13 protein-coding genes, 1 tRNA gene and 1 riboswitch are annotated in these 19,657 nt (G+C 37.8%); of the genes, 11 read left to right on the top strand and 3 right to left on the bottom strand.

All coding sequences use genetic code 11. The annotated features are described in order from the left end of the window. The first annotated feature begins 85 nt into the window (after positions 1 to 85). Genes AC2YHV_RS23295 through AC2YHV_RS23305 form a run of 3 tightly spaced genes read left to right on the top strand, consistent with a single transcriptional unit; the run spans position 86 to position 2,982 of the window. Positions 86 to 1,273: a M20 family metallopeptidase gene (locus tag AC2YHV_RS23295; RefSeq protein WP_487374270.1), complete on the top strand. Its 1,188-nt coding sequence runs from the start codon at positions 86 to 88 to the stop codon at positions 1,271 to 1,273. A 12-nt stretch (positions 1,274 to 1,285) separates the two neighbouring features. Further along, on the top strand, positions 1,286 to 1,486 hold the full coding sequence (locus AC2YHV_RS23300; RefSeq protein WP_487374271.1) for a DUF3311 domain-containing protein: 201 nt from the start codon (positions 1,286 to 1,288) through the stop codon (positions 1,484 to 1,486). After that, a complete protein-coding gene (locus tag AC2YHV_RS23305) occupies positions 1,483 to 2,982 on the top strand; it encodes a sodium:solute symporter family protein (protein WP_487374272.1) in 1,500 nt (499 codons plus the stop codon). Before AC2YHV_RS23300 ends, AC2YHV_RS23305 begins: the two co-directional genes overlap by 4 nt. Before the next feature lie 294 nt (positions 2,983 to 3,276). Here AC2YHV_RS23305 and AC2YHV_RS23310 read toward each other — a convergent pair whose 3' ends face one another. Then, a complete protein-coding gene (locus tag AC2YHV_RS23310; protein WP_258832991.1) occupies positions 3,277 to 3,405 on the bottom strand; it encodes a hypothetical protein in 129 nt (42 codons plus the stop codon). Between the two features lie 1,375 nt (positions 3,406 to 4,780). On the opposite strand from AC2YHV_RS23310, the gene AC2YHV_RS23315 reads away from it, so the two are divergent. The 3 genes from AC2YHV_RS23315 (at position 4,781) to AC2YHV_RS23325 (ending at position 11,314) form a co-directional block, all read left to right on the top strand. Continuing rightward, complete coding sequence (locus tag AC2YHV_RS23315; protein ID WP_487374273.1) at positions 4,781 to 5,809, top strand: hypothetical protein; 1,029 nt, start codon at positions 4,781 to 4,783, stop codon at positions 5,807 to 5,809. 126 nt (positions 5,810 to 5,935) lie between these two features. Next, positions 5,936 to 10,039, top strand: a complete 4,104-nt coding sequence (locus AC2YHV_RS23320) for a non-ribosomal peptide synthetase family protein (RefSeq protein ID WP_487374274.1) — start codon at positions 5,936 to 5,938, stop codon at positions 10,037 to 10,039. Positions 10,040 to 10,063: 24 nt separating this feature from the next. Then, a complete protein-coding gene (locus AC2YHV_RS23325) occupies positions 10,064 to 11,314 on the top strand; it encodes an MFS transporter (protein ID WP_057275612.1) in 1,251 nt (416 codons plus the stop codon). 410 nt (positions 11,315 to 11,724) lie between these two features. Here AC2YHV_RS23325 and AC2YHV_RS23330 read toward each other — a convergent pair whose 3' ends face one another. Then, positions 11,725 to 12,471 (bottom strand): 4'-phosphopantetheinyl transferase family protein, encoded by a 747-nt coding sequence (locus tag AC2YHV_RS23330; protein WP_487374275.1) that lies wholly within the window; start codon positions 12,469 to 12,471, stop codon positions 11,725 to 11,727. 82 nt (positions 12,472 to 12,553) lie between these two features. After that, positions 12,554 to 13,876, bottom strand: coding sequence for an alpha/beta hydrolase family protein (locus AC2YHV_RS23335; RefSeq protein ID WP_487374276.1), 1,323 nt, complete (start codon positions 13,874 to 13,876; stop codon positions 12,554 to 12,556). Between the two features lie 333 nt (positions 13,877 to 14,209). Next, a riboswitch (M-box (ykoK) riboswitch) is annotated at positions 14,210 to 14,375 on the top strand. 266 nt (positions 14,376 to 14,641) lie between these two features. On the opposite strand from AC2YHV_RS23335, the gene mgtE reads away from it, so the two are divergent. The 5 genes from mgtE to AC2YHV_RS23360 all read left to right on the top strand — a co-directional run bounded on the left by mgtE (position 14,642) and on the right by AC2YHV_RS23360 (position 18,429). Further along, positions 14,642 to 15,973 (top strand): magnesium transporter, encoded by a 1,332-nt coding sequence (gene mgtE, locus AC2YHV_RS23340; RefSeq protein WP_487374277.1) that lies wholly within the window; start codon positions 14,642 to 14,644, stop codon positions 15,971 to 15,973. A gap of 312 nt (positions 15,974 to 16,285) precedes the next feature. Then, positions 16,286 to 17,314, top strand: coding sequence for an NADP-dependent oxidoreductase (locus tag AC2YHV_RS23345; RefSeq protein WP_187050511.1), 1,029 nt, complete (start codon positions 16,286 to 16,288; stop codon positions 17,312 to 17,314). Between the two features lie 155 nt (positions 17,315 to 17,469). Then, positions 17,470 to 17,604, top strand: coding sequence for a hypothetical protein (locus tag AC2YHV_RS23350; protein ID WP_487374278.1), 135 nt, complete (start codon positions 17,470 to 17,472; stop codon positions 17,602 to 17,604). Positions 17,605 to 17,751: 147 nt separating this feature from the next. Next, positions 17,752 to 18,165, top strand: coding sequence for a YbjN domain-containing protein (locus AC2YHV_RS23355; RefSeq protein WP_053533892.1), 414 nt, complete (start codon positions 17,752 to 17,754; stop codon positions 18,163 to 18,165). Between the two features lie 190 nt (positions 18,166 to 18,355). Beyond that, positions 18,356 to 18,429, top strand: a tRNA-Gly gene (locus tag AC2YHV_RS23360). The last annotated feature ends 1,228 nt before the right edge of the window (positions 18,430 to 19,657 follow it).

The raw sequence follows: 19,657 nt of genomic DNA on the forward strand, positions 1-19,657 counted from the left end.
TATACTCTATTTAAGGAATTTTTTCCTTAAACTAACCTAAATTAAGGGTTGCTGTTTAAAATCAAACGAAAAGGGGTTGTAGCGTATGTCTCAAACCATAATGATTCATGATTTGATCGAGGCTGTTAAAGATGAAGTGATTGCTTGGAGAAGATATTTACATAAGTATCCGGAGCTGTCTTTTCAGGAGGAAAAAACAGCACAATTTGTTTATGAAAAGCTGCAAACTTTTGGTGAATTGGAAATTTCACGTCCGACAAAAACGAGTATAATGGCTCGTTTGATCGGTCAGCAGCCTGGGAAGGTCATTGCACTTCGGGCAGATATGGATGCGCTTCCAATTGAAGAAGAAAACGATTTTGACTTTGTGTCACAGAATTCAGGAGTCATGCATGCTTGCGGACATGATGGGCATACGGCGATGCTGCTCGGAACAGCAAAAATCTTTACACAGATAAAGGAGCAAATTAAAGGGGAGGTGCGTTTTTTATTTCAACATGCTGAGGAACTGCCGCCAGGTGGAGCTCAAGAAATGGTGAGGGCTGGTGCGCTTGATGGGGTTGATATGATCATTGGCACCCATCTCTTGTCGACTCTTCCTCTAGGGAAAATTGGTTTGGGTTACGGTCCGATAATGGCTGGGGCCGATACTTTTAACATCACCTTGGTGGGGAAAGGGGGGCACGCCTCACAGCCTGAACTTACCGTCGATCCAATTGCAATTGGAACACAGGTGGTATCGAATCTTCAGCACATTGTTTCGCGGTATCGTGATGCCCAGGATGCTCTGGTGATTTCAGTGACTCAGTTCCATGGGGGAAGTGCGATTAATGTTATTCCAAGTAAGGTAAGCATTGGTGGATCAGTTCGAAGCTTTAATCCACAGCTGCAGGTAGAAATCCCGAATTTTATCGAACGGATAGTAAAAGGGATTACTGAAGCACATGGAGCTACATATGAATTCGATTATCAGTTTGGTTATGCTCCTATCATTAATGATGAAGAAATTACCCGATTGATGGACGAAACGGTTTGTGAAGTATTTGGTGAAGAAAGTCGAGAGATTTTAAAGCCGATTATGGGAAGTGAAGACTTCTCTGCTTTTCAAGAAGTAGTTCCAGGAACTTATATGGGAATAGGGGCTCGTAATGAAGAAAAAGGGATTATATATCCTCACCATCATCCTAAATTTACAGTCGATGAACAGGCTTTACAAAATGGGGTGAAGTTATATGTTCATGGGACTTTAAAAATGTTAAATCTAACATACTAGGGGGCTAAGAGAATGAAAAAAATATATTGGCTCGGAATTATCCCGTTTCTTGGTTTTATCGTAGGCGCCTTGTTTACAAATAAAGTGACTCCCTATGTTCTGGGTATGCCATTTTTTCATTTTTGGATTGTACTTTGGTCTGTGCTAACTACAGGTATAATGTGGGCTATTTATCTACTGGATCCTTCTGATCAGAAGGGAGATTCAAGATGAATATTGCCGTTCTTTTCATCCTGTTTTTTTTCGTCATTTCCGTTTTGATCGGTATCCAGGCTAAAAAAGGGAAAGAAATGAATTTGGAACAATGGTCGGTTGGAGGCCGCGGAATGGGAGCCCTTTTGATTTTCCTTTTATCCGCAGGTGAAATGTATACTACCTTTACCTTTTTAGGTGCAAGTGGCTCAGCTTATGGGGAAGGTGGTTCCATCTTTAGTATTGTCACATATGGCTGTCTGGCTACAGTCATCTCCTATTGGACATTTCCGGCAATCTGGAGGTATGCAAAGAAGCATCAATTAGTTTCCCAATCTGATTTTTTTGTAAAAAAATATCAAAGTCCCTATCTTGGTGTACTTGTTGCGGTTATAGGTGTTATAGCTTGTACTTGCTACTTGGTCCTGCAATTGAAGGGTTTAGGATATATCGTTTCTGCAACATCCTATGGGGTCATTTCTTCTACAGCTGCCATTTGGGTTGGAGCAATTGGTGTTACCATTTTTGTAATGGTTTCCGGTATTCACGGTTCTGCCAGGACAGCTATTTTGAAGGATATTCTGATTCTTGGCGTTGTTGTATTTTTAGGAGTTTATTTCCCACTTCATTATTATGGCGGTCTTCAACCTATGTATGAGGCCGTTGAACAGGCAAAACCGAACTATACCATACTTCCAAATCAGGGAATGAGCGTTTCATGGTATATATCGACCGTTATATTAAGCTCTATTGGATTTTATATGTGGCCGCACGGGTTTTCTCCTATTTATGCTGCCTCTAGCGAGAAAGCACTGCGAAAAAATGCAATCCTAATGCCAATGTACCAATTGATTTTATTGTTTGCCTTTTTTGTCGGGTTTGCAGCGATCTTACAGATGCCTGGATTAAAAGGCGGCGACGCCGACCTTATCTTGCTGCAGCTTTCTAAACAAGAATTTGATCCATGGTTTGTAGGCTTAATCGGTGGTACTGGCGTGTTAGCCGCTCTAGTCCCAAGTTCCATGCTGTTGATGTCTATATCAACATTGCTTGCGAAAAATGTATACAGCGTATTCACTCCATCAGCAACGGAAAAACAGATTGCAAAACTGGTAAAATACATGGTTCCGCTTATTTCTCTTTTAGGAATATACTTGACCTTTCAGGGTGGAAATACCCTCTTTAGTCTCGCGTTAATCGCCTATAATTTCATCACACAACTAGCTCCTGCCTTTTTCGCCAGTTTGATGAGAAATAATTTTGTAACCAAACATGGAGCATTTGCCGGGATTATAACAGGAGGAGTGCTAGTTTCCATCATGGAACTGGGGAATATAAAAATTGGTCAACTGTTTCCTTATATTCCTCAGGCAATAAAAGACCTGAATGTTGGTATTATCGCCCTATTTGTTAACATTGTTGTTTTAGTGGTGGTCAGTTTGATGACAAAAAACTTTACTTATACTCATCAAGATACTGATGATTTGGAGACATCAACACTAGAGCAGAAAATCTAATGCAAAAAGAATCAAATAGCTAACTCAACATGATTTTTCACATTTACATCCGGTTTAAATATGTAAAACGAATTCCTTCCAATTAAAACTTTCCTGGGGTCAGTTTTGCAGCACTCCATTTTCAGTTTGGAACGCTTTTACTGAATTGGGCTTTTTGGAATCAAAGTTGGTCCAGTGTACACAGGATAATTCAATGATCGCTAGAAGGGACCTTTGAGAATTGTTCTTTTTAACAATGAAGAGTGCCTGCATTTGAAACAAACCGGTCTGAATATGACCGGTTTGTTTCATTAGTTACTCTGATTTAGAGCTCTGATCTTTATTTCTTTTATTTCCTTTGCTGTTGTCCCCACTAACAGGGGTTTGACCGTGTAATTGCGGCGAATTTTGGTTACGGCTGCCTTTATTGAATTTTTTTGTCATGTCTCACATCTCCTTTCTTTTTTCAAATACAGTTTGTCCTTTTTTGGAGAACTTATGTTTCTCACTTGAAAGGAACAACTTTTTAATATTTTTTATTCACGGCTAGTAAGGCAGCTCAGTAGGGAGGGCAGGTAGAATAATCATTACCTGTTGAAAAAAGCTCAGCCCTATGGAGTTACAGAGGACTGAGTTAATGTCTTAAAACGATTGTCGGGCATCCAGTTTATCAATCTGGAACCGTAAGGGGAATTGCCATTTCGCCTTTGAGGGATCTTGCACAGACAAGGCGTACAAATTGGCTGTTATGACGGTTGAAAGTGCTAATAATGAAGATAAAATACTCGTAAGGGAATGTTCGTAGGATCTTTTAGCATAGTTCATTCAAGAGGTTTTAATTACATAATTCTTACTTTATTTTTAAAAAGCTTGCAGTAGTAGTTTGTAGCTCTGAAAAAAAGAACAGTATATACAGATAACTGATTTCAAGGGTACATGTGGCATTCTTTTTTAAAGCATGCATGAGTGATCTTTCCTTTCTTATTGTAATTTCATCAATTATACTAATGAATTTATACAAAATCTTCCTCTTTGTTAGATTACCTGCCATTGTTTTTCTGGATGTACGATTTTGTTGAAACAGGATCGTTCATCATGGCCAACTGATGCCATGTATATGAAGGATGGCTATTTTACGTGGCTCAATAAACACTTGCTATTTTGGTAGGGCATCATTCTTTAACCCTAAGTACGGAATATGACATAGGTGATTACTTTTATCCACGCAAAATTACAGTCCATAAGTTCCTGTTCCATTTACGGTGATCAAATTAGGTAGGAAGTCGCAACGTTGCTTTTCTGATCTCAGGGTTTTAGGATCATTACTCGATCAGGTCAATAGAGGAATGCTCTTACTCTTCATTACTTACATATATTCAAAAAATGAAGAAAAATTCGATGCCCGGTTGATTTAGATGCCCTGACTTAATGACATATAAGCTCAGGCATTTTCTTGTATTTCTCAACTGTTATCAACCAGGCAGTACATCACCATAAATCAGGTTATAAAACACCAAAATCCTCCTTTTGATCTCATGTAACACTGCCATGCCAGGTGTTCAGAAAATGACGAATCATGACATTGCCATTTAAAGAATGAAAGCTCTAATGTGAGTGGTAATGAGCAAGAAGTTGTATTTTTTTAACATTCGTTGAATTCTGAAAACTATCGTGTTAAAATTTGGTAGCACCAGCAATCATATTACGTATTTACATATTAATAGGGCCCTATTATTCAGAAGATTGCTAGATTTTTTCACATCTAGACTTTAGTGATTTACTGCGTAAAAATAAAATCAATAGAATTGGAGCTAAGTTAATGGGTGTAGATACTAATGCAAGTACGAAGAATAAATTAAAAGTTGATTATGTGTTTACAGATGCAGAGAATCAACTTCTTACAAATAAATTTTTGGAGTTAAAATGTAATCCTTATGAAGATTACACTTCCTTTCGTTCAGAAATCGAAAACATTGTCGATAACGATGTTGAAATAGAAGATATTGTGGAAAAAATAAAAGCTGCCGGTAATAGGATTTGGAAGGAAGAACCTTACTTATATCTACAAAACTGCCCTATAGATAAAGATGTTCCTATTTTTGATCATGAATCACCAGTTCAATCAAAAAGAGAGCTTAAAAAAACATATGTTGGGGAAGGTTTTCTCCAATTCTATGCTCAAGTCATGGAAATGCCAGCTATTGGATATATAAATGTAAATGATGGCGATGTCTTTCAAGATATCTATCCCATGAAATCTTTATCAGAAACACAATCACAAAAAGCACTGGTGGCTTTAGGATTCCATAAAGATTTAGCAAATCATTTCGTTCGGCCTGATTTTGTGAATATGTTATCAATGAGGGCCTATGAAGGAAATCGAATCTTTACAACATTCGTCAAAAATATTGATTTAATTCAGAAACTTGATCCTTCTGATTTAAATTTGATGCGTCAAGAACTCTTCTATACACCTTTTGATGATTTATCGACATATGGTAATCGTACTGAATTAGGGCGTGCAAAAAATCACGCCATCCTATTGAATGAAGAAGAATTTGATATTGCATATTTTGAAAATCGGACAGTGGGTCTTACGGAAGAAGCCCAGGGAGTTGTAGATAAAATAAAAGTTTTACTACATGAATTAAAGGCTCCGCACCTACTAAAGGCGGGTGAATTCATTTCCTTGTCAAACAATCATTCAATTCATGGTAAGGATGTTGAAGAAATCACGGATGTGGAGAAGCAAAGAACTCGTTGGATAATGAAAACCGTTAATTTGTGGAGTTTAGAAGAACATAAAGAGCATTATGTAGATGGTACAGATTGCATTGTAAACGGATAAATAATAAATCTGTCGGGAGTTAGCTCCCGACAGGTTTGTTTCCTCTAATAGTTTTGAATTTTATAATACATACTAAGTTGCCCAAAGGAGGACAGCGTTATTGATTTGCCAATACGCTAAATTATTATGAATAATAGGTTTCTTCAAAATGCTTTTGAACTTATGGTAACTATATATCCCAATAACATTGCAATAAAAGATAAAGATGTGGTTATAACATATAAGGAAATGGATACTTGGGCAAATGCTCTCGCCCATTTGCTTGCAAAAAAGGGTATTAACGAAGGAGACCGGGTCGCCATTGCAGCAGAAAGATCCATTGCATTAATAGCTGCCATGCTTGCAACGCTAAAAGCGGGTGCTGCTTACGTACCACTTGACCCTTCTTATCCATTAGACAGATTAAGGTATTGTATTGAAAAAGCAGAAGTCAATGTATTAATGACTGACGGTTCCGTTAAGGATTTAGCCTTTAATCGGAATTTGATAGATTTAAGGGAGCATTCTAAAATTAGGGCGGAAGATCCTCCAATGGTTCTGATTAATAATGAAACACCTGCCTATATCATTTTCACATCGGGCTCTACAGGACGACCAAAAGGTGTAGTTATTCCGCATCGTGCCATTGTCAATCATATGCAATGGATGCAAAAAGAATTTTCTTGGACTGAAGATGATATATTTTTACAAAAAACTGCATCGGGATTCGATGCTTCTGTTTGGGAGATATTTGCACCACTATCGTCTGGTGGTACTATGGTTATCGGTTCATCCAACCCATTTGATATTGCAACTGATATCAAAAGGCATAAAGTAACAGTTGTACAGTTTGTACCAACTGTACTTAAATTACTGTCAGAACAGGAGTCATTATCCAATTTCACATCCTTGCGCCTATTGTTTTGCGGTGGTGAGTCATTGCAAACATCATTAGTAAATAAAATCCAAACGAATTTACCAATACCGATTATAAATCTATATGGTCCTACTGAAGCAGCTATTGATACTACTTATAGAGTTTGTTTGCCAGGTGAAAATCACCTTTTTAGAGAAATCGATTTGGGACAGCCAATCGATAATGCTTCAGTACATGTTGTGGATGAAGAGTTGAATTTATTAGGTACTGGATGCGAAGGGGAACTACTGATTTCCGGTGAGGGTCTAGCCTTGGGTTATTTTGGTCTTCCCGATGCTACAAAAGAAAAGTTTGTTATATGTCCTTCTACAGGTCAATTGTCTTACCTCTCTGGAGATCTTGTTCATATTAGAGAAGATGGTCATTACGAATTTCGAGGTCGTAAAGATTTACAAATAAAGTTAAGAGGACTTCGTATTGAACTTGGTGAAATTGAAGAAACCATACGAGAAGTATCCTTCGTTAAAGACATAGTAGTAGAGGTTCGTGAAGAAGTCGAAGAACAATGGCTTGTAGCTTATATACGTTGTGATACTGAGTCTTGGGATGAGATTGGGTTGAGAAGCTATATTGAAAAACGTTTGCCTTCCTATATGATTCCTAATTTTTTTGTCCAGATGGATCGTTTCCCTTATTTAGAGAATGGGAAAATGAATCGACGGCAATTATCTTTAGTACCTTTTAGAAGTAATAATGATTTTGGCGGAATTCATGATAAATGGGAGCAAGTCATTGCGAATATTTGGGAAGATGTCTTAGGAGAAAAAGTTCATTCTGCTACAACTGCATTTGCCTCAGCAGGAGGGCATTCTTTACTGGCAATTCGACTCGCAAACCTTCTTTCCGCGGAGTTTCAACTTTCGTTAACACATGGATTTGTCTTCTTGTATCCAACAATTCGAAAACAAGCAGATTATCTGAAAAAGAATATTTCAAAGAATGGCAAGAATACTGTAGAACCTAAGAAATTGGAAAAGATAAACCAAAAATTTGATGCTAATCTTGAAGCCCCATTATCGTTGGGACAACAGGGAATACTATTCTTTGAACAAGAAAAAGGAGCATCTCAATATCATATAGCGTTTCTGTTAAACTTTGAAAAAGGTAAAACTACAAAAATAAAAAAAGCAATTTCCTATTTACGAAGAAGACATCCGATTTTATCATCACGAATTATATTAACTAACAATGGTGAATATATACAGAAATATGACAGTACGCTGAATTCCGAAATAAGTGAACGTTCAGTTGAGGAAACGGGCTTAAGAGAAGAAATTCAAACTGAAGCAGAAAGGAAGTTTGAATTAAATAAGGGAGGATTTCGTGCCTCATTATTTAGTACTGACAAGGCGGAATATTTATTATTAACTTTCCATCATCTAATAGTTGATGGTTGGTCCTCTCAGTTATTTGTAGATGAGTTGCATGAACTTATTGGAACCGATCTAGTGGAAAATACGGAAATGAATGCTGCATTCTTCCAATTTGCACATCATCAAAACTCAATGGATTTTAGTGAGGGTCTTAAATTTTGGACGGAGTATCTAGAACAGATTCCAAATCAATCAAGATTCTCAACAAGTATGATGAAGGGGAGTACCCAAACAATAAATGGTAATCATATAAAGTTTTCGCTGCCAAAAGAACTAGAGCAAAAGATACTTTCTTTTTGTCAGAATACATCAATTACAGAATTCTCCATTCATCTAGCAATGGCAGCTTATGTCCTTGCCAGAATGAGTGGTCAACGGGATATTTGCATGGGGGTACCAGTAGCAAATAGAACCCACGAACAGGATTTTGAAGCGATTGGGAATTATGTTAATGTTGTTCCGTTTAGAATAAACTTTACTGAGGATGCTACATTAAAAAGTATTTCCGAAAAAATTGCACAGGATTATGCCGAGATAATAAAGTACGAGCATATTCCCATTGAAAAAATTATTCCTGCTGTTCTGAAGAGTAGAAGTAGTGACTATCGGCCACTATTTCAAGTTATGTTTGTATATAATAGATTTTTGAAAAAACAACCCTATACTCAATTTAAGATGGAATCGGTTTTAAGTGATACTTCCAAATGCGATCTTAGTTTCATCATAGAACATGATGGAGAGAATTCAACATTCACAATAGAATACTGTAACGATTTGTTTACGGATCATGTAATCTCGGAAGTGAAGCAAGAATGGATCTCTCAAATGCAAAGAATAGCTGATGAAACCACTAAATTTGAAATCCAGGAAAATAGTATTGAAGCTACAATATTGAAAAATGACAAAAACTATCATGCGGATAAAGAAACATTGATGAAAGTTCAGAACATATGGAAGGATATCTTCAGAAACTCAGACGACAATATAAATAGTAACTTTTTTGAAATAGGTGGACATTCGTTATTGGCCATGAAATTTATTGCTCTACTAAATAAACAATTCGAGCTAACTTTGCCAGTATCAATTGTATTTGATTATCCCACTATACAAGGAATAGCTCATGTTATAACAAATTCCATTAAACCTAATGGCGTAGTACACGTCTCACCAGCTGAGAACCGTCAAAAAATATGGTTTATTCACCCAGCTGGCGGAGCACTTTGGTGTTATAAAGAAATGGCTGCGGAATTAAATGAAATGTTTGACGTCTGGGGAATTGAAAGTGCGGAGATTCCTGAAAGTGATAAATATGAAGATGATTTATTAAATATGGCTAAACGATATGCTTCTTATATTCTATCTGTTCAACATGAAGGGCCATATTATATTACGGGTTATTCGTTCGGTGGTAATGTGGCTTATGAAATAGCTCGTTCCTTTGAGGCTGAAGGAAGAGACGTTGGTTTATTAACATTATTAGACTGTCATTTCAGTAAAGCTCGTGATTTCGACAAAATGGAGTTTGTTAAATCATATGCATTAAAGTTTACAAATGGAGCTAATGATAAGTTTAATCCGGATAAGTTAACCCATATGGACAAAGGGGAACTATTGGAATTCCTTTTAAACTTAGGAAAAGATGGCGGTCATCTCCATATGGACGCGGAAGTTGAGGATGTTAAGAGCGGCTTGGGAATTTGGGAAGCAAATAATGTCGCTATTCATCGTTACAATATATCAGGAGCTTTTTATGGAAAAGTTCTGTTTATACGAGCTGAAGAAAATGAGCAGGATACCACTGTGGGGTGGGAAAATTACTTGGCTGGGGAACTAACAGTGCGTTCAGTTCCAGCTCAACATTTTACGATCTATAAATCTCCAAATGCTGAAAATGTTGCTAAGATTATTATGGAACAAGTTGCATCTATAAGGTATGTATAAATCTAAGGAAAAAGGGTTTTTAGTATGAAAAAAAATCATATGCGTTGGAGATTTTTTGCTGAGGGTATTCAAAACACTTTATTTTATATGCTATTTCCATTTATTGTTTTATATTTAAACGATGCCTGGAACCCTTACCTAGCATCTTTTGCTTTAGCCATAATTTCAGTATTGGGTGTAATATCAGGTATTTGGGGTGGGATCTTTGCAGATAGGATAGGAAGAAAACCTATGATGATATCTTCAAGTATAGGTTTTCTGGTTGCGACTATATTATTTATCATTGGAAGAATAGCTGGAAGCAATATAATGGTGTTTGGCAGCTTCGGTTTAATGAGTATAGCTTATTCTTCATATATACCCGCAGGAAGAGCTTATATATCTGATTGGCTCGATGAAAAGGAACAAAAAAAAGCTTATGTATTCACCTACCAGATATTTAATGTTGCGGTGACGCTTGGTCCACTTATAGGAAGTTTTATATTTGATTCCATGCCTATTTGGTTTATTGGAACATCCTTGGTATCTGTACTGACTTTAGTATATATATCACTATGGAAAACTCCGGAATTTCAGGATGATAGAAAATTAGGTAATGAAGAAAGAATGAATGCAAATGGTAAGTTTACAAAAGCAGTAGTGCTTATAGGAAAAGATAAACGCCTTTTAATTTTTGTTGTTGCCAGTGTATTTGCAGCTCAAGCTTTCATGCAGTTAGAAATATTGCTTCCGTCAACTTTACTAGATCGTTTATCTGAAAGTACATCAATATTCGGTTTTACAATTAATGCTTCTCAAAACTATGCTTCTTTGTTAATGACGAATGGGATTTTGGTCATTATTTTAGGCAGCATGGCGGCTAGACTTTCTTCAAAGTATAGCACCCGTTTTGGGTTTGTTGGTTCCAGTATTTTGTATGCTTTCTCCATGGTTATCTTTGGTTTTTCTCAAAACTATATAGGTTTTTTTATAGGAGTCTTAATCCTTACAGTAGCTGAATTACTTGTTGTTAGTACACAGGATTCTTACATTGCTGGCATTGCGCCTGCTAACCAAAAAGCACAGTACTTTGCTGCGGCAAATATACGCTATTCAATAAGTCGAATATTTGCTCCACAGTTACTAGCATTTGTACCATTGATTCGGCATGAGGGAGCTTTTCTGGTCGCTGCTTTTTCTTCCTTAATAAGCGCTTTCCTATTTTTCATGCTCTTTCAAAAAAGTTTATTAGCTTATAATTCAAAAGTTGGACAGAGTATATCGGAGAAAATATAAAAAAAGGCAGAAATATTTTGCCTTCGGAATGCAGACAAACTCGATGAAATTTGAGTTTGTCTGCATTTTTTTCGGTTGCACATTTTGAACATTGATTTCCACGCCAGGCACTCGCTTTTCCCGCAGGCGTCTCGCACCTTACGTTCCACTCAACATTGTTTTGCCATTTAGATAGAATTGCCTAAAGTCTTCATTTTTTAAAAATAGAATGAATAAGCTTGAGGTGATGACGATGCTTTATTAATATGATTCCATTCAGCGATGCGTAAAAAAATTGAAGAAGTTGAAAACAAATAGGGCTTACCGTTTGTTCTTAGGCAATGGTTTCCATGATAAAGTGCCTCATTTCTCAGCTTCAGGGAAAATCATGAACGACGCTTTAAAACTTCTATATAGTAATATAAAGTTATTCAAAGTGCTTTCAACCCATTCATTAAACTATTCAATTCTATAATATCGATAGTATCAGGGAATTCAAAGTGATTTTCATTTCCGTTATTAATACAAACACTTATGGGATACCCAGGTCCAAGATGATACAACTTAAAACGATAGTCAGACGTATTTCCAATTTTTAAACCTAGTGTTTTTAATTTTGAAAATTCCTCAGTTGGTATTTCTAAACTATAACGATTCCTTCTATTCAAGATTGAAAAAGTATTTGGGGGAACCAAAAAACCTGAACCTATACATTTTAACCAGCTTTCCTTCAGCGTCCACATTTTAAAGAAAATTTCGATTTGATTAGCTTTGGGTGTTTTAATTAAATACATTAGTTCTTCACTGCTAAAAGTACTTTTGGCAATTTCATAGATGTTGAAATCTTTGACCTCTTCTATATCAACGCCTATGGAATCATTATGAATGCCAACAACAACCCAATCACCTGAATGGGAAATATTAAAGTGAATTCTTCCTCCTGCTAGATGGGGTTTCCTATTTTCACCTAAGACAAATTGGATATTTTGAAATGGATCTTTTAAACTGTCACTTATGCACCACTTAGCTAATAGCTCCCCAAATAAAGAACGGTATTTATCCTTTATCTTTTGTAATTTGTGTATGCTCAATTGTCTTTGTCGAGAACACAAATTGAGCATTTCTTCATAAGTATTTTCATTCAAATCAATTGGTAATTTTAAAGCTATAATTTTCAATTTTGATCTCCTTATTTACCTTAATATTGTAGGCGCAAGAATCATTTGAGTGATCTTTGCAAACCCGGGGGAGACACAATTCTCAATTTCTGGTGATGTCATTTTTATTTAAAAATTCAATGATTCCACTCACCAATCCAGAGGATAATGGCAGTTCAGGATTTGTATAGGTTGCTAAATTTCCTGCTCGATCTGCAGGGGCTTCTTTCAATACATGATTCATCTTTTCGATTATAAGTAATTCTGAATCGCCTTTTTCCTCATGTAACGCTTTTGCATTAGTTGCCGGCACTTGAATGTCTCTATTGCCGTTTACGATTAGAACAGGGATATTCAGTTCCTTTACTGATTCTAGCGGGTTATATTGAATCCAAGAAATCATGTATGGCTGAACAGAGGGGCGGAATACACTTTGCAGATCAGCACTGACAGTCTCGACTTGTTTTCCTTGTTTTAGCTTTGCCAGTATATCTTTGGATTCCGTTAATAACGCCGGTGTAAGCTGCTCTTCAAGCTGTTTGATGAGAACTTGGTCAATAGGTTCACCTGCACCCGCCAATGAAATGAATATGTCTGTTTCTGTTTTCTTTGCGGCTGCCATTCCAATTAACGAGCCTTCGCTATGGCCGATGATGCCGACTTTGGAAAAACGGCCATCCTTTTTGGCAAATTGGACCCAGGCAGCTGCATCATCAATATACTGTTCAAATCTCAGGTCCTCTTCTTTTCCTGCCAATTGCATATTTTCACCAATTCCGCGCTTATCATACCGGATGCTTGCAATCCCTTTTTCAGCAAGTCTTTCGGCTAACATTTTCAAACTATTATTTTTTCCGGGATTTGCAATGGTGTTACCATCTTTATCGGTCGGCCCGGAACCCGCAATTATAATCATCACAGGAAAAGGCCCTTCATGTTTTGGTGTTTCTAAAAGGCCTTTAATGGTTCCGTTCTTTAAGTCGGCCTGCACGATTTCACCTGATTCTTTTTCTTCAACTGCCTGATCGGATTTCTTGAGCAATTCAAAGGGGAAGGCTTGCCCTTTTTGAACGAATGTTCCTGAAATCTTATCCTGGTTTACTTTCCCATCAAACGTAATTTGCTGGTTTTGGATTTTCATATCAAAAAACAAGTCTGATTCACTTAACCTTACACTTGTTAAGGGGAATTCATTCAACCCTTGTACAGGAATACTTATCGTTCCATCTTTCTTCGTAAAATGAACAATGATTGGAAGCGGTTGATTTGGGATTTTAATATCTCCTTCCCATCTGCCTTCAATAGCGTTCAATGAGCTCACTTCCTTCGATTTCTCTTTCACCTGCACCTCGTCCTTGGTTCTGCAACCAGCCATTAATAAAGCAGCACTTACGATAATACATATAATCGACAAAATTTTTTTCATTTGAGCCAGTTCCTTTCTTAAAATAATTAGACTCAGTCATTGGATATCCGTCTTCATTATAAGTAAGTTTCAATATGTAATTCCAATATTTTCCCTTGTAGTTGCATGTATTTCTCCGTTGTATCCTTTTAAATAGGGTGGCAATTGTGGCTGTTAAGAGGAATTCTTAAAAAATATCGAAGGGACATTCAATCAGGCATAATAACCGGGAGAGCAAAAGTCGGTGTTTTTTTCAGGTAACTTTTTTGGGGATGGATATCAGGTCAAAGTTAGAATTATTTGAATTAACCATTGACATCTAAATGAAACTCTTTTAGAGTGGATGTGTAAATTAAATATCCTCGTTAGGTGAGGCTCCTGTGTAGGAGATACGCTACTGCCCAAAAATGTCGAAAGACGCCAATGGGTCAACAGAAACCATCGACATAAGGTGGTTTTTAATGTAGCTGGCTTTGTCCTATGCCACACAGTGCTAAAGCTCTACGAATGGAGGAACTGGATTTATGCTTGTATTTGTCATTCAGTCATATACGGCTGTTTGTATTTGTCATCCAGACAATGTACGCATATATACCGTATTTAACACCTTCATTTGTAATGGAGGTGTTTTTATTTTTTCCTGGAGGTGAGGGATTTGGATAACTATTCACGACGACATACTCGTGAATGGAAACAAGATTTTGGAAGGGGAATAATAATATTTTTTTTACTTTTAATATTTAAGGGAAATATTTTTTGGCTCCCCTAAAAAGGAGTGAAGATCAAATGACTTTACAGATCATAAAGGTATTAAAAGAAGGAAAAAAGAAAGAATTTCAAGCGATATTGGATGAACTCCAACCATATGACATTGCGCGTATTTTTGAGGGGCTCCCAGAAAAACATCATACACGCTTCTTGTTGTTACTCGATTCAGAACAAATCGCTGAACTGATTCAAGAAGTTGAGAAAGTCCATCAATTAAAAATCCTTAGTAAATTGGGAATAGAAAAATCCGGCCATGTAATGGATTTAATGGATAATGATGATCTAGCTTCATTGTTAGAGGACCTATCCCCTGGAAAAATCGAAGAACTTCTTTCTGGCATGAAAAAAGAAGAATCAAAAATCGTTCAAAATATCATGAATTATCCCCCTGAAACGGCAGGGAGAATCATGACAAACCGTTTTGTATGGATCCCCCAACATTATTCGGTGCGTGAAGCAGTTGAAAAACTGAAAATCTTTGCGGAGTTTTCGGAAACGATCAACTATCTTTATGTAATAGATAATGATAAAAAATTAGTAGGTGTTGTCTCTTATCGGGATTTAATAATAAATGATGAATCTGAAAAAATTCAAGATATTATGTACAGCCGGGTTATCTCCGTTTCTGCAGATGAAGACCAAGAAGAGGTGGCTCGTGTTATCGAGCGGTATGATTTTTTAGCAATTCCAGTAGTTGAAAAAAATAATGAGTTATTAGGAATTGTAACCGTCGATGATATTATTGATGTTGTCATTAAGGAAGCGAATGAAGATATTGAAAAATTATCGGCATCCGGTAAAGCTATAGACTTTGACACGAAGGCGCATGTGGCCGCATATCGTCGGCTGCCCTGGCTTATTTTACTTTTATTCATCGGATTAGTGTCCGGAACCATTATAAGCGGTTTTGAAGAAACCTTGTCCAAAGTTGTTGCACTTGCCTTCTTTATGCCGATGATCGCAGGGATGACTGGAAATACAGGCACTCAATCTTTAGCTGTTGTTGTAAGAGGCCTAATCACTAGTGATACGGATAAAGGAGCCGTGACCAGGCTCATTATACGGGAACTGAAAGTTGGCTTGATAATAGGCATCACCTGCGGAATATTAATTTCCATCATAGCTTATGTTTGGCAGGGAAATCCCGTTTTGGGATTAGTGGTTGGAAGTTCATTGGTGATGACCCTGATTATCGGGACTTTAGCTGGGACCATTATTCCTTTGATATTATATAAATTCAACATCGATCCCGCAGTTGCGTCTGGTCCGCTAATTACAACACTGAATGATATACTCTCGTTACTAATTTACTTTGGAATGGCAACGATGTTCATTTCAAAATTGATGTAGACTATCCATGAAATAGTTCATAAGAAGAAGGGGCAGTAGCCCTGTAACGGAAAATAAAAAAAGAGTATTTCAAGCTACGGCCTTTTCCCGGTATCCAATCGGGGAAAGGCCGTTAAATTTTTCTGGTGAGCGAAACGTTTATTAAAATGAAAAACATGGGACATAATAGGCTGTAGCAAGTTTGAGGTTTTCAGGAAAGGATACATAAATAGTGTTATGGAAGCAATAGCCAATCATATTCTTTGACCTATGAACTTCATCAGTGATACGCTTCTTTTCGAAATTACGTATTCAAACCAAGGAGGAACAATGATGACACAAACCAAACAACAAATAATCACCCTGGCAAATCGCCCGAAAGGTATGCCTTCGAAAGGGGATTTTAACTTTGTTGAGAGTGAAGTTCCCACACCGAAGGATAATGAAATTTTAGTACGTACACTATATTTATCTGTCGATCCATACATGCGTGGCAGAATGCAAGATACCAAATCATATATAGCTCCATTTGAATTGAATAAGGTCATCACGGGGGGCGTTGTTGCTGAAGTTGTTGAGTCGAAATCGAATTCCTTCAAACAAGGGGATGTCGTTGTTGGGAATATCGACTGGGCAGAATACACAGTTGTCACTGAAAAGGAAATCCGTGTGATTGATCCCAAGGTGGCTCCGGTCACAACTCATTTGGGGATTCTTGGAATGACCGGCTTAACTGCATATTTTGGTTTGCTTGATATTGGTAAACCTCAAGAAGGTGAAACGGTAGTTGTTTCAGGAGCAGCTGGAGCAGTTGGTTCAGTAGTCGGACAAATTGCTAAGATTAAAGGTGCGAAGGTTGTTGGCATCGCTGGTTCGGATGAAAAACTTGAGTACTTAACGAAAGAGCTCGGGTTTGATGGAGCCGTAAATTATAAAAGTGATAGTTTTGCGACAGATTTAGCCAATGCTGTTCCTGATGGAGTCGATATTTATTTCGATAATGTGGGCGGCGAGGTGTCCGATGCTGTTTTTACACTTTTGAATGCGAATGCCCGAATTCCATTATGCGGGGCGATTTCCTCATATAACGCGGAAGGAAAAGATCTAGGACCGCGTCTGCAATCGGCAATGATCAAAACCAGTGCACTAATGAAAGGTTTCACAGTTGGAAATTATGCTGCTAGATTCCAGGAGGGTGCTACGGAATTAGGTAAGTGGCTTCAAGAAGGAAAGCTGAAGTATGAAGAAACGATTATTGAAGGGTTCGAAAACACACCGGATGCATTTTTAGGTCTGTTTAAAGGAACGAACCTCGGAAAACAGCTTGTAAAAGTTGCGGAACCCGAATTCGCTCAACTATAAGTTTTATGGAAATATAGCTGAGGAAGGTTCTTCGTTGTGATTTTAAGGAGCAATAACAAAATCGGCCTTTTTTCGATATTCAATCGGGAAAAGGCCGATTTCCTTTCTAGTAAAATATATTAGTGGTATCTCTTAAACCATTTGAAGGATAAGCCATGACGATAGCGGCAGATATAGGTCGACCACTTACGAATAAAGAAGTTCCTGAAATGGAAGGATACTCAAAAATCCGCCAGGTAATTTTGGACCTGCAAGTAGCGCTTCAGTTTTGCGGAGAAGCAACTGAATAATCAATCCAGGAAGGGAGTTCATATATGACTCCCTTCCTTTTAAGGTCGCCCCTGTTAAAAGGAGGAAATTGGCAGGATAATAGAAAAGTCTGTAAAAATGCTTGTTTTCATTATAAAATGGACTTATAAACAGAAAGGTGATGAACCATGTCAAACGTTGCTAAATTTCGTGATTTTTTAACTAGTGAGAAAATCTATATGAATGAGTTGAATGAAGATGGCACCACCTTTTTTAGAGCCGAGCAAAAGTTAAAGGACGGGTGGAAGGTCCTTTTAGTATTTGCTTTCAATCAAGATGAAAATGTGGCGGACTTATTTTGCTTTAATGTCGCCGAGTTGAAGAACCCTGAAAAGAAACAGGATGTACATACACTGTTGAATGAATTTAATGCTAATTTCAGGTATTCCAAACTGTATGAAGAAAATGGGACCATTTCGATTCGTTATTCATACTCCATTGAGGGGGATATCGTACCGGATCTGGCGTTCAGGAAGTTAATCATGCTGCTTGAAACGGCACAGCAGGTTTATCCGCGTTTAATGGAAGTCATTTGGTCTTAAATCATCATATAGGATGAAAAAAGTTCTCTGAATCAGAGGACTTTTTAACATACTTACTAGAGTGAATGAATATATTAACGTTACAATACGCTAATTATTAATTTTTTTTAAAAACCTATTGCATTTTTTCACATTAAACTATATAATTAATTTTGTTGATTGGTAATTCGACAAACTTCTACAAGAATATGCGGGTGTAGTTTAGTGGTAAAACCTCAGCCTTCCAAGCTGATGATGAGGGTTCGATTCCCTTCACCCGCTCCAATACATACTCATAACGTAGGGTTTCGTTACCTGGAGAACGAAGCTTTGCGTTTTAATATTATTACAAGAATTCTACTGTTTACAGTGGGATTTTTTTATTGTCCAAATTCCCTGCATTTATCGAAGCGGTAATACAGTAGTCATACCCGAAAAATTTTTGATTCATCCTTCATCCGGGAGTGCGGGGATTTCGATGCAGCACAAACTTAGTCAATATGATTAACTACGTTAGTAGAATCAGTTTGAATAAGTTTGTGCTTTTTTGTTAAAGGGGATGAGAAAGGCGTACCAGGCTTATGTACCATCGATGATTATCAATCGAAAGGCAGAAAGTAACCATTGCAAATCGGCTGCCGGGACCCCGGAGACGTTTGCTTTGATGAGGCTTCGCAGACAGTCGGAGGGAAGGGAGCGGGTTTCTGAGGTAAAACGGAAAGTGTTTTTGAGGGTTAGCAAATCTGATTGTTGATTTCCACTACAGGCACTCGCTTTCCGCGGGCGGTCCGCCCTTGTCTCTCGCCTTCGGTGTCTCCCTTGGCCACGCTTTTCCCGCAAGAGTCTCGTACCTTACGTTCCAATTAACTTTGTTTTATTTTAATAGAACCCTTTTGTCTACAAACTAGATAATAGTTGTTTGCCGACAGTCTTTTTTTGTGGGTTTGTAAAATGGGTACGTTGATTTCCACTTCAGGCACTCGCTTTCCGCGGGCGGGCGGGAGCCTCCTCGGCGCGCCTGCGGGGTCTCACATGCCACGCTTTTCCCGCAGGAGTCTCGTACCTTACGTTCCAATCAACTTTGTGTTTTAAAAGAAAAAACTGCAGGCCGGTTTCATCACGAACCATGTTTAAGACTAATTTATCTTTCGTATTTTTTTCCAGTACTCCTTAATTGGATGGAAGAAAGTTGCGACACTCCTGCCGAGTAACTGGCTAGCCGAGATCCTGGAGGTGTTTACGTCAAGGGGGCTCGGCAGACAGTCGCGGAAAGGGAGCGACTGTCTGGAATCGACTGAAATGTAATTTAAGAATACCTGTAGGCTGGACCTCCCGAACCAAGTTTAAGACGAGGTGATCCTTGAGTTTTTTTACATTAATCCTTAAAGGATGGAAGAAATATGGGACACTCCTGCCGAGTAACTGGCTAGTCGAGACCCCGGAGACGTTTACGTCGAGGAGGCTTGGCAGACAGTCGGCGGAAAGGGAGCGGATTTCTGGAATCGACTGGAAC

Source organism: Peribacillus sp. SRI_006 (genome assembly GCF_057586375.1).

Excerpts from the sequence above, each read along its gene's own strand:
- AC2YHV_RS23295 (WP_487374270.1), top strand. The coding sequence starts at position 86 with ATGTCTCAAACCATAATGATTCATGATTTGATCGAGGCTGTTAAAGAT.
- AC2YHV_RS23300 (WP_487374271.1), top strand. The coding sequence starts at position 1,286 with ATGAAAAAAATATATTGGCTCGGAATTATCCCGTTTCTTGGTTTTATC.
- AC2YHV_RS23305 (WP_487374272.1), top strand. The coding sequence starts at position 1,483 with ATGAATATTGCCGTTCTTTTCATCCTGTTTTTTTTCGTCATTTCCGTT.
- AC2YHV_RS23310 (WP_258832991.1), bottom strand. The coding sequence starts at position 3,405 with ATGACAAAAAAATTCAATAAAGGCAGCCGTAACCAAAATTCGCCGCAA.
- AC2YHV_RS23315 (WP_487374273.1), top strand. The coding sequence starts at position 4,781 with ATGGGTGTAGATACTAATGCAAGTACGAAGAATAAATTAAAAGTTGAT.
- AC2YHV_RS23320 (WP_487374274.1), top strand. The coding sequence starts at position 5,936 with ATGAATAATAGGTTTCTTCAAAATGCTTTTGAACTTATGGTAACTATA.
- AC2YHV_RS23325 (WP_057275612.1), top strand. The coding sequence starts at position 10,064 with ATGAAAAAAAATCATATGCGTTGGAGATTTTTTGCTGAGGGTATTCAA.
- AC2YHV_RS23335 (WP_487374276.1), bottom strand. The coding sequence starts at position 13,876 with ATGAAAAAAATTTTGTCGATTATATGTATTATCGTAAGTGCTGCTTTA.
- mgtE (WP_487374277.1), top strand. The coding sequence starts at position 14,642 with ATGACTTTACAGATCATAAAGGTATTAAAAGAAGGAAAAAAGAAAGAA.
- AC2YHV_RS23345 (WP_187050511.1), top strand. The coding sequence starts at position 16,286 with ATGACACAAACCAAACAACAAATAATCACCCTGGCAAATCGCCCGAAA.
- AC2YHV_RS23350 (WP_487374278.1), top strand. The coding sequence starts at position 17,470 with ATGACGATAGCGGCAGATATAGGTCGACCACTTACGAATAAAGAAGTT.
- AC2YHV_RS23355 (WP_053533892.1), top strand. The coding sequence starts at position 17,752 with ATGTCAAACGTTGCTAAATTTCGTGATTTTTTAACTAGTGAGAAAATC.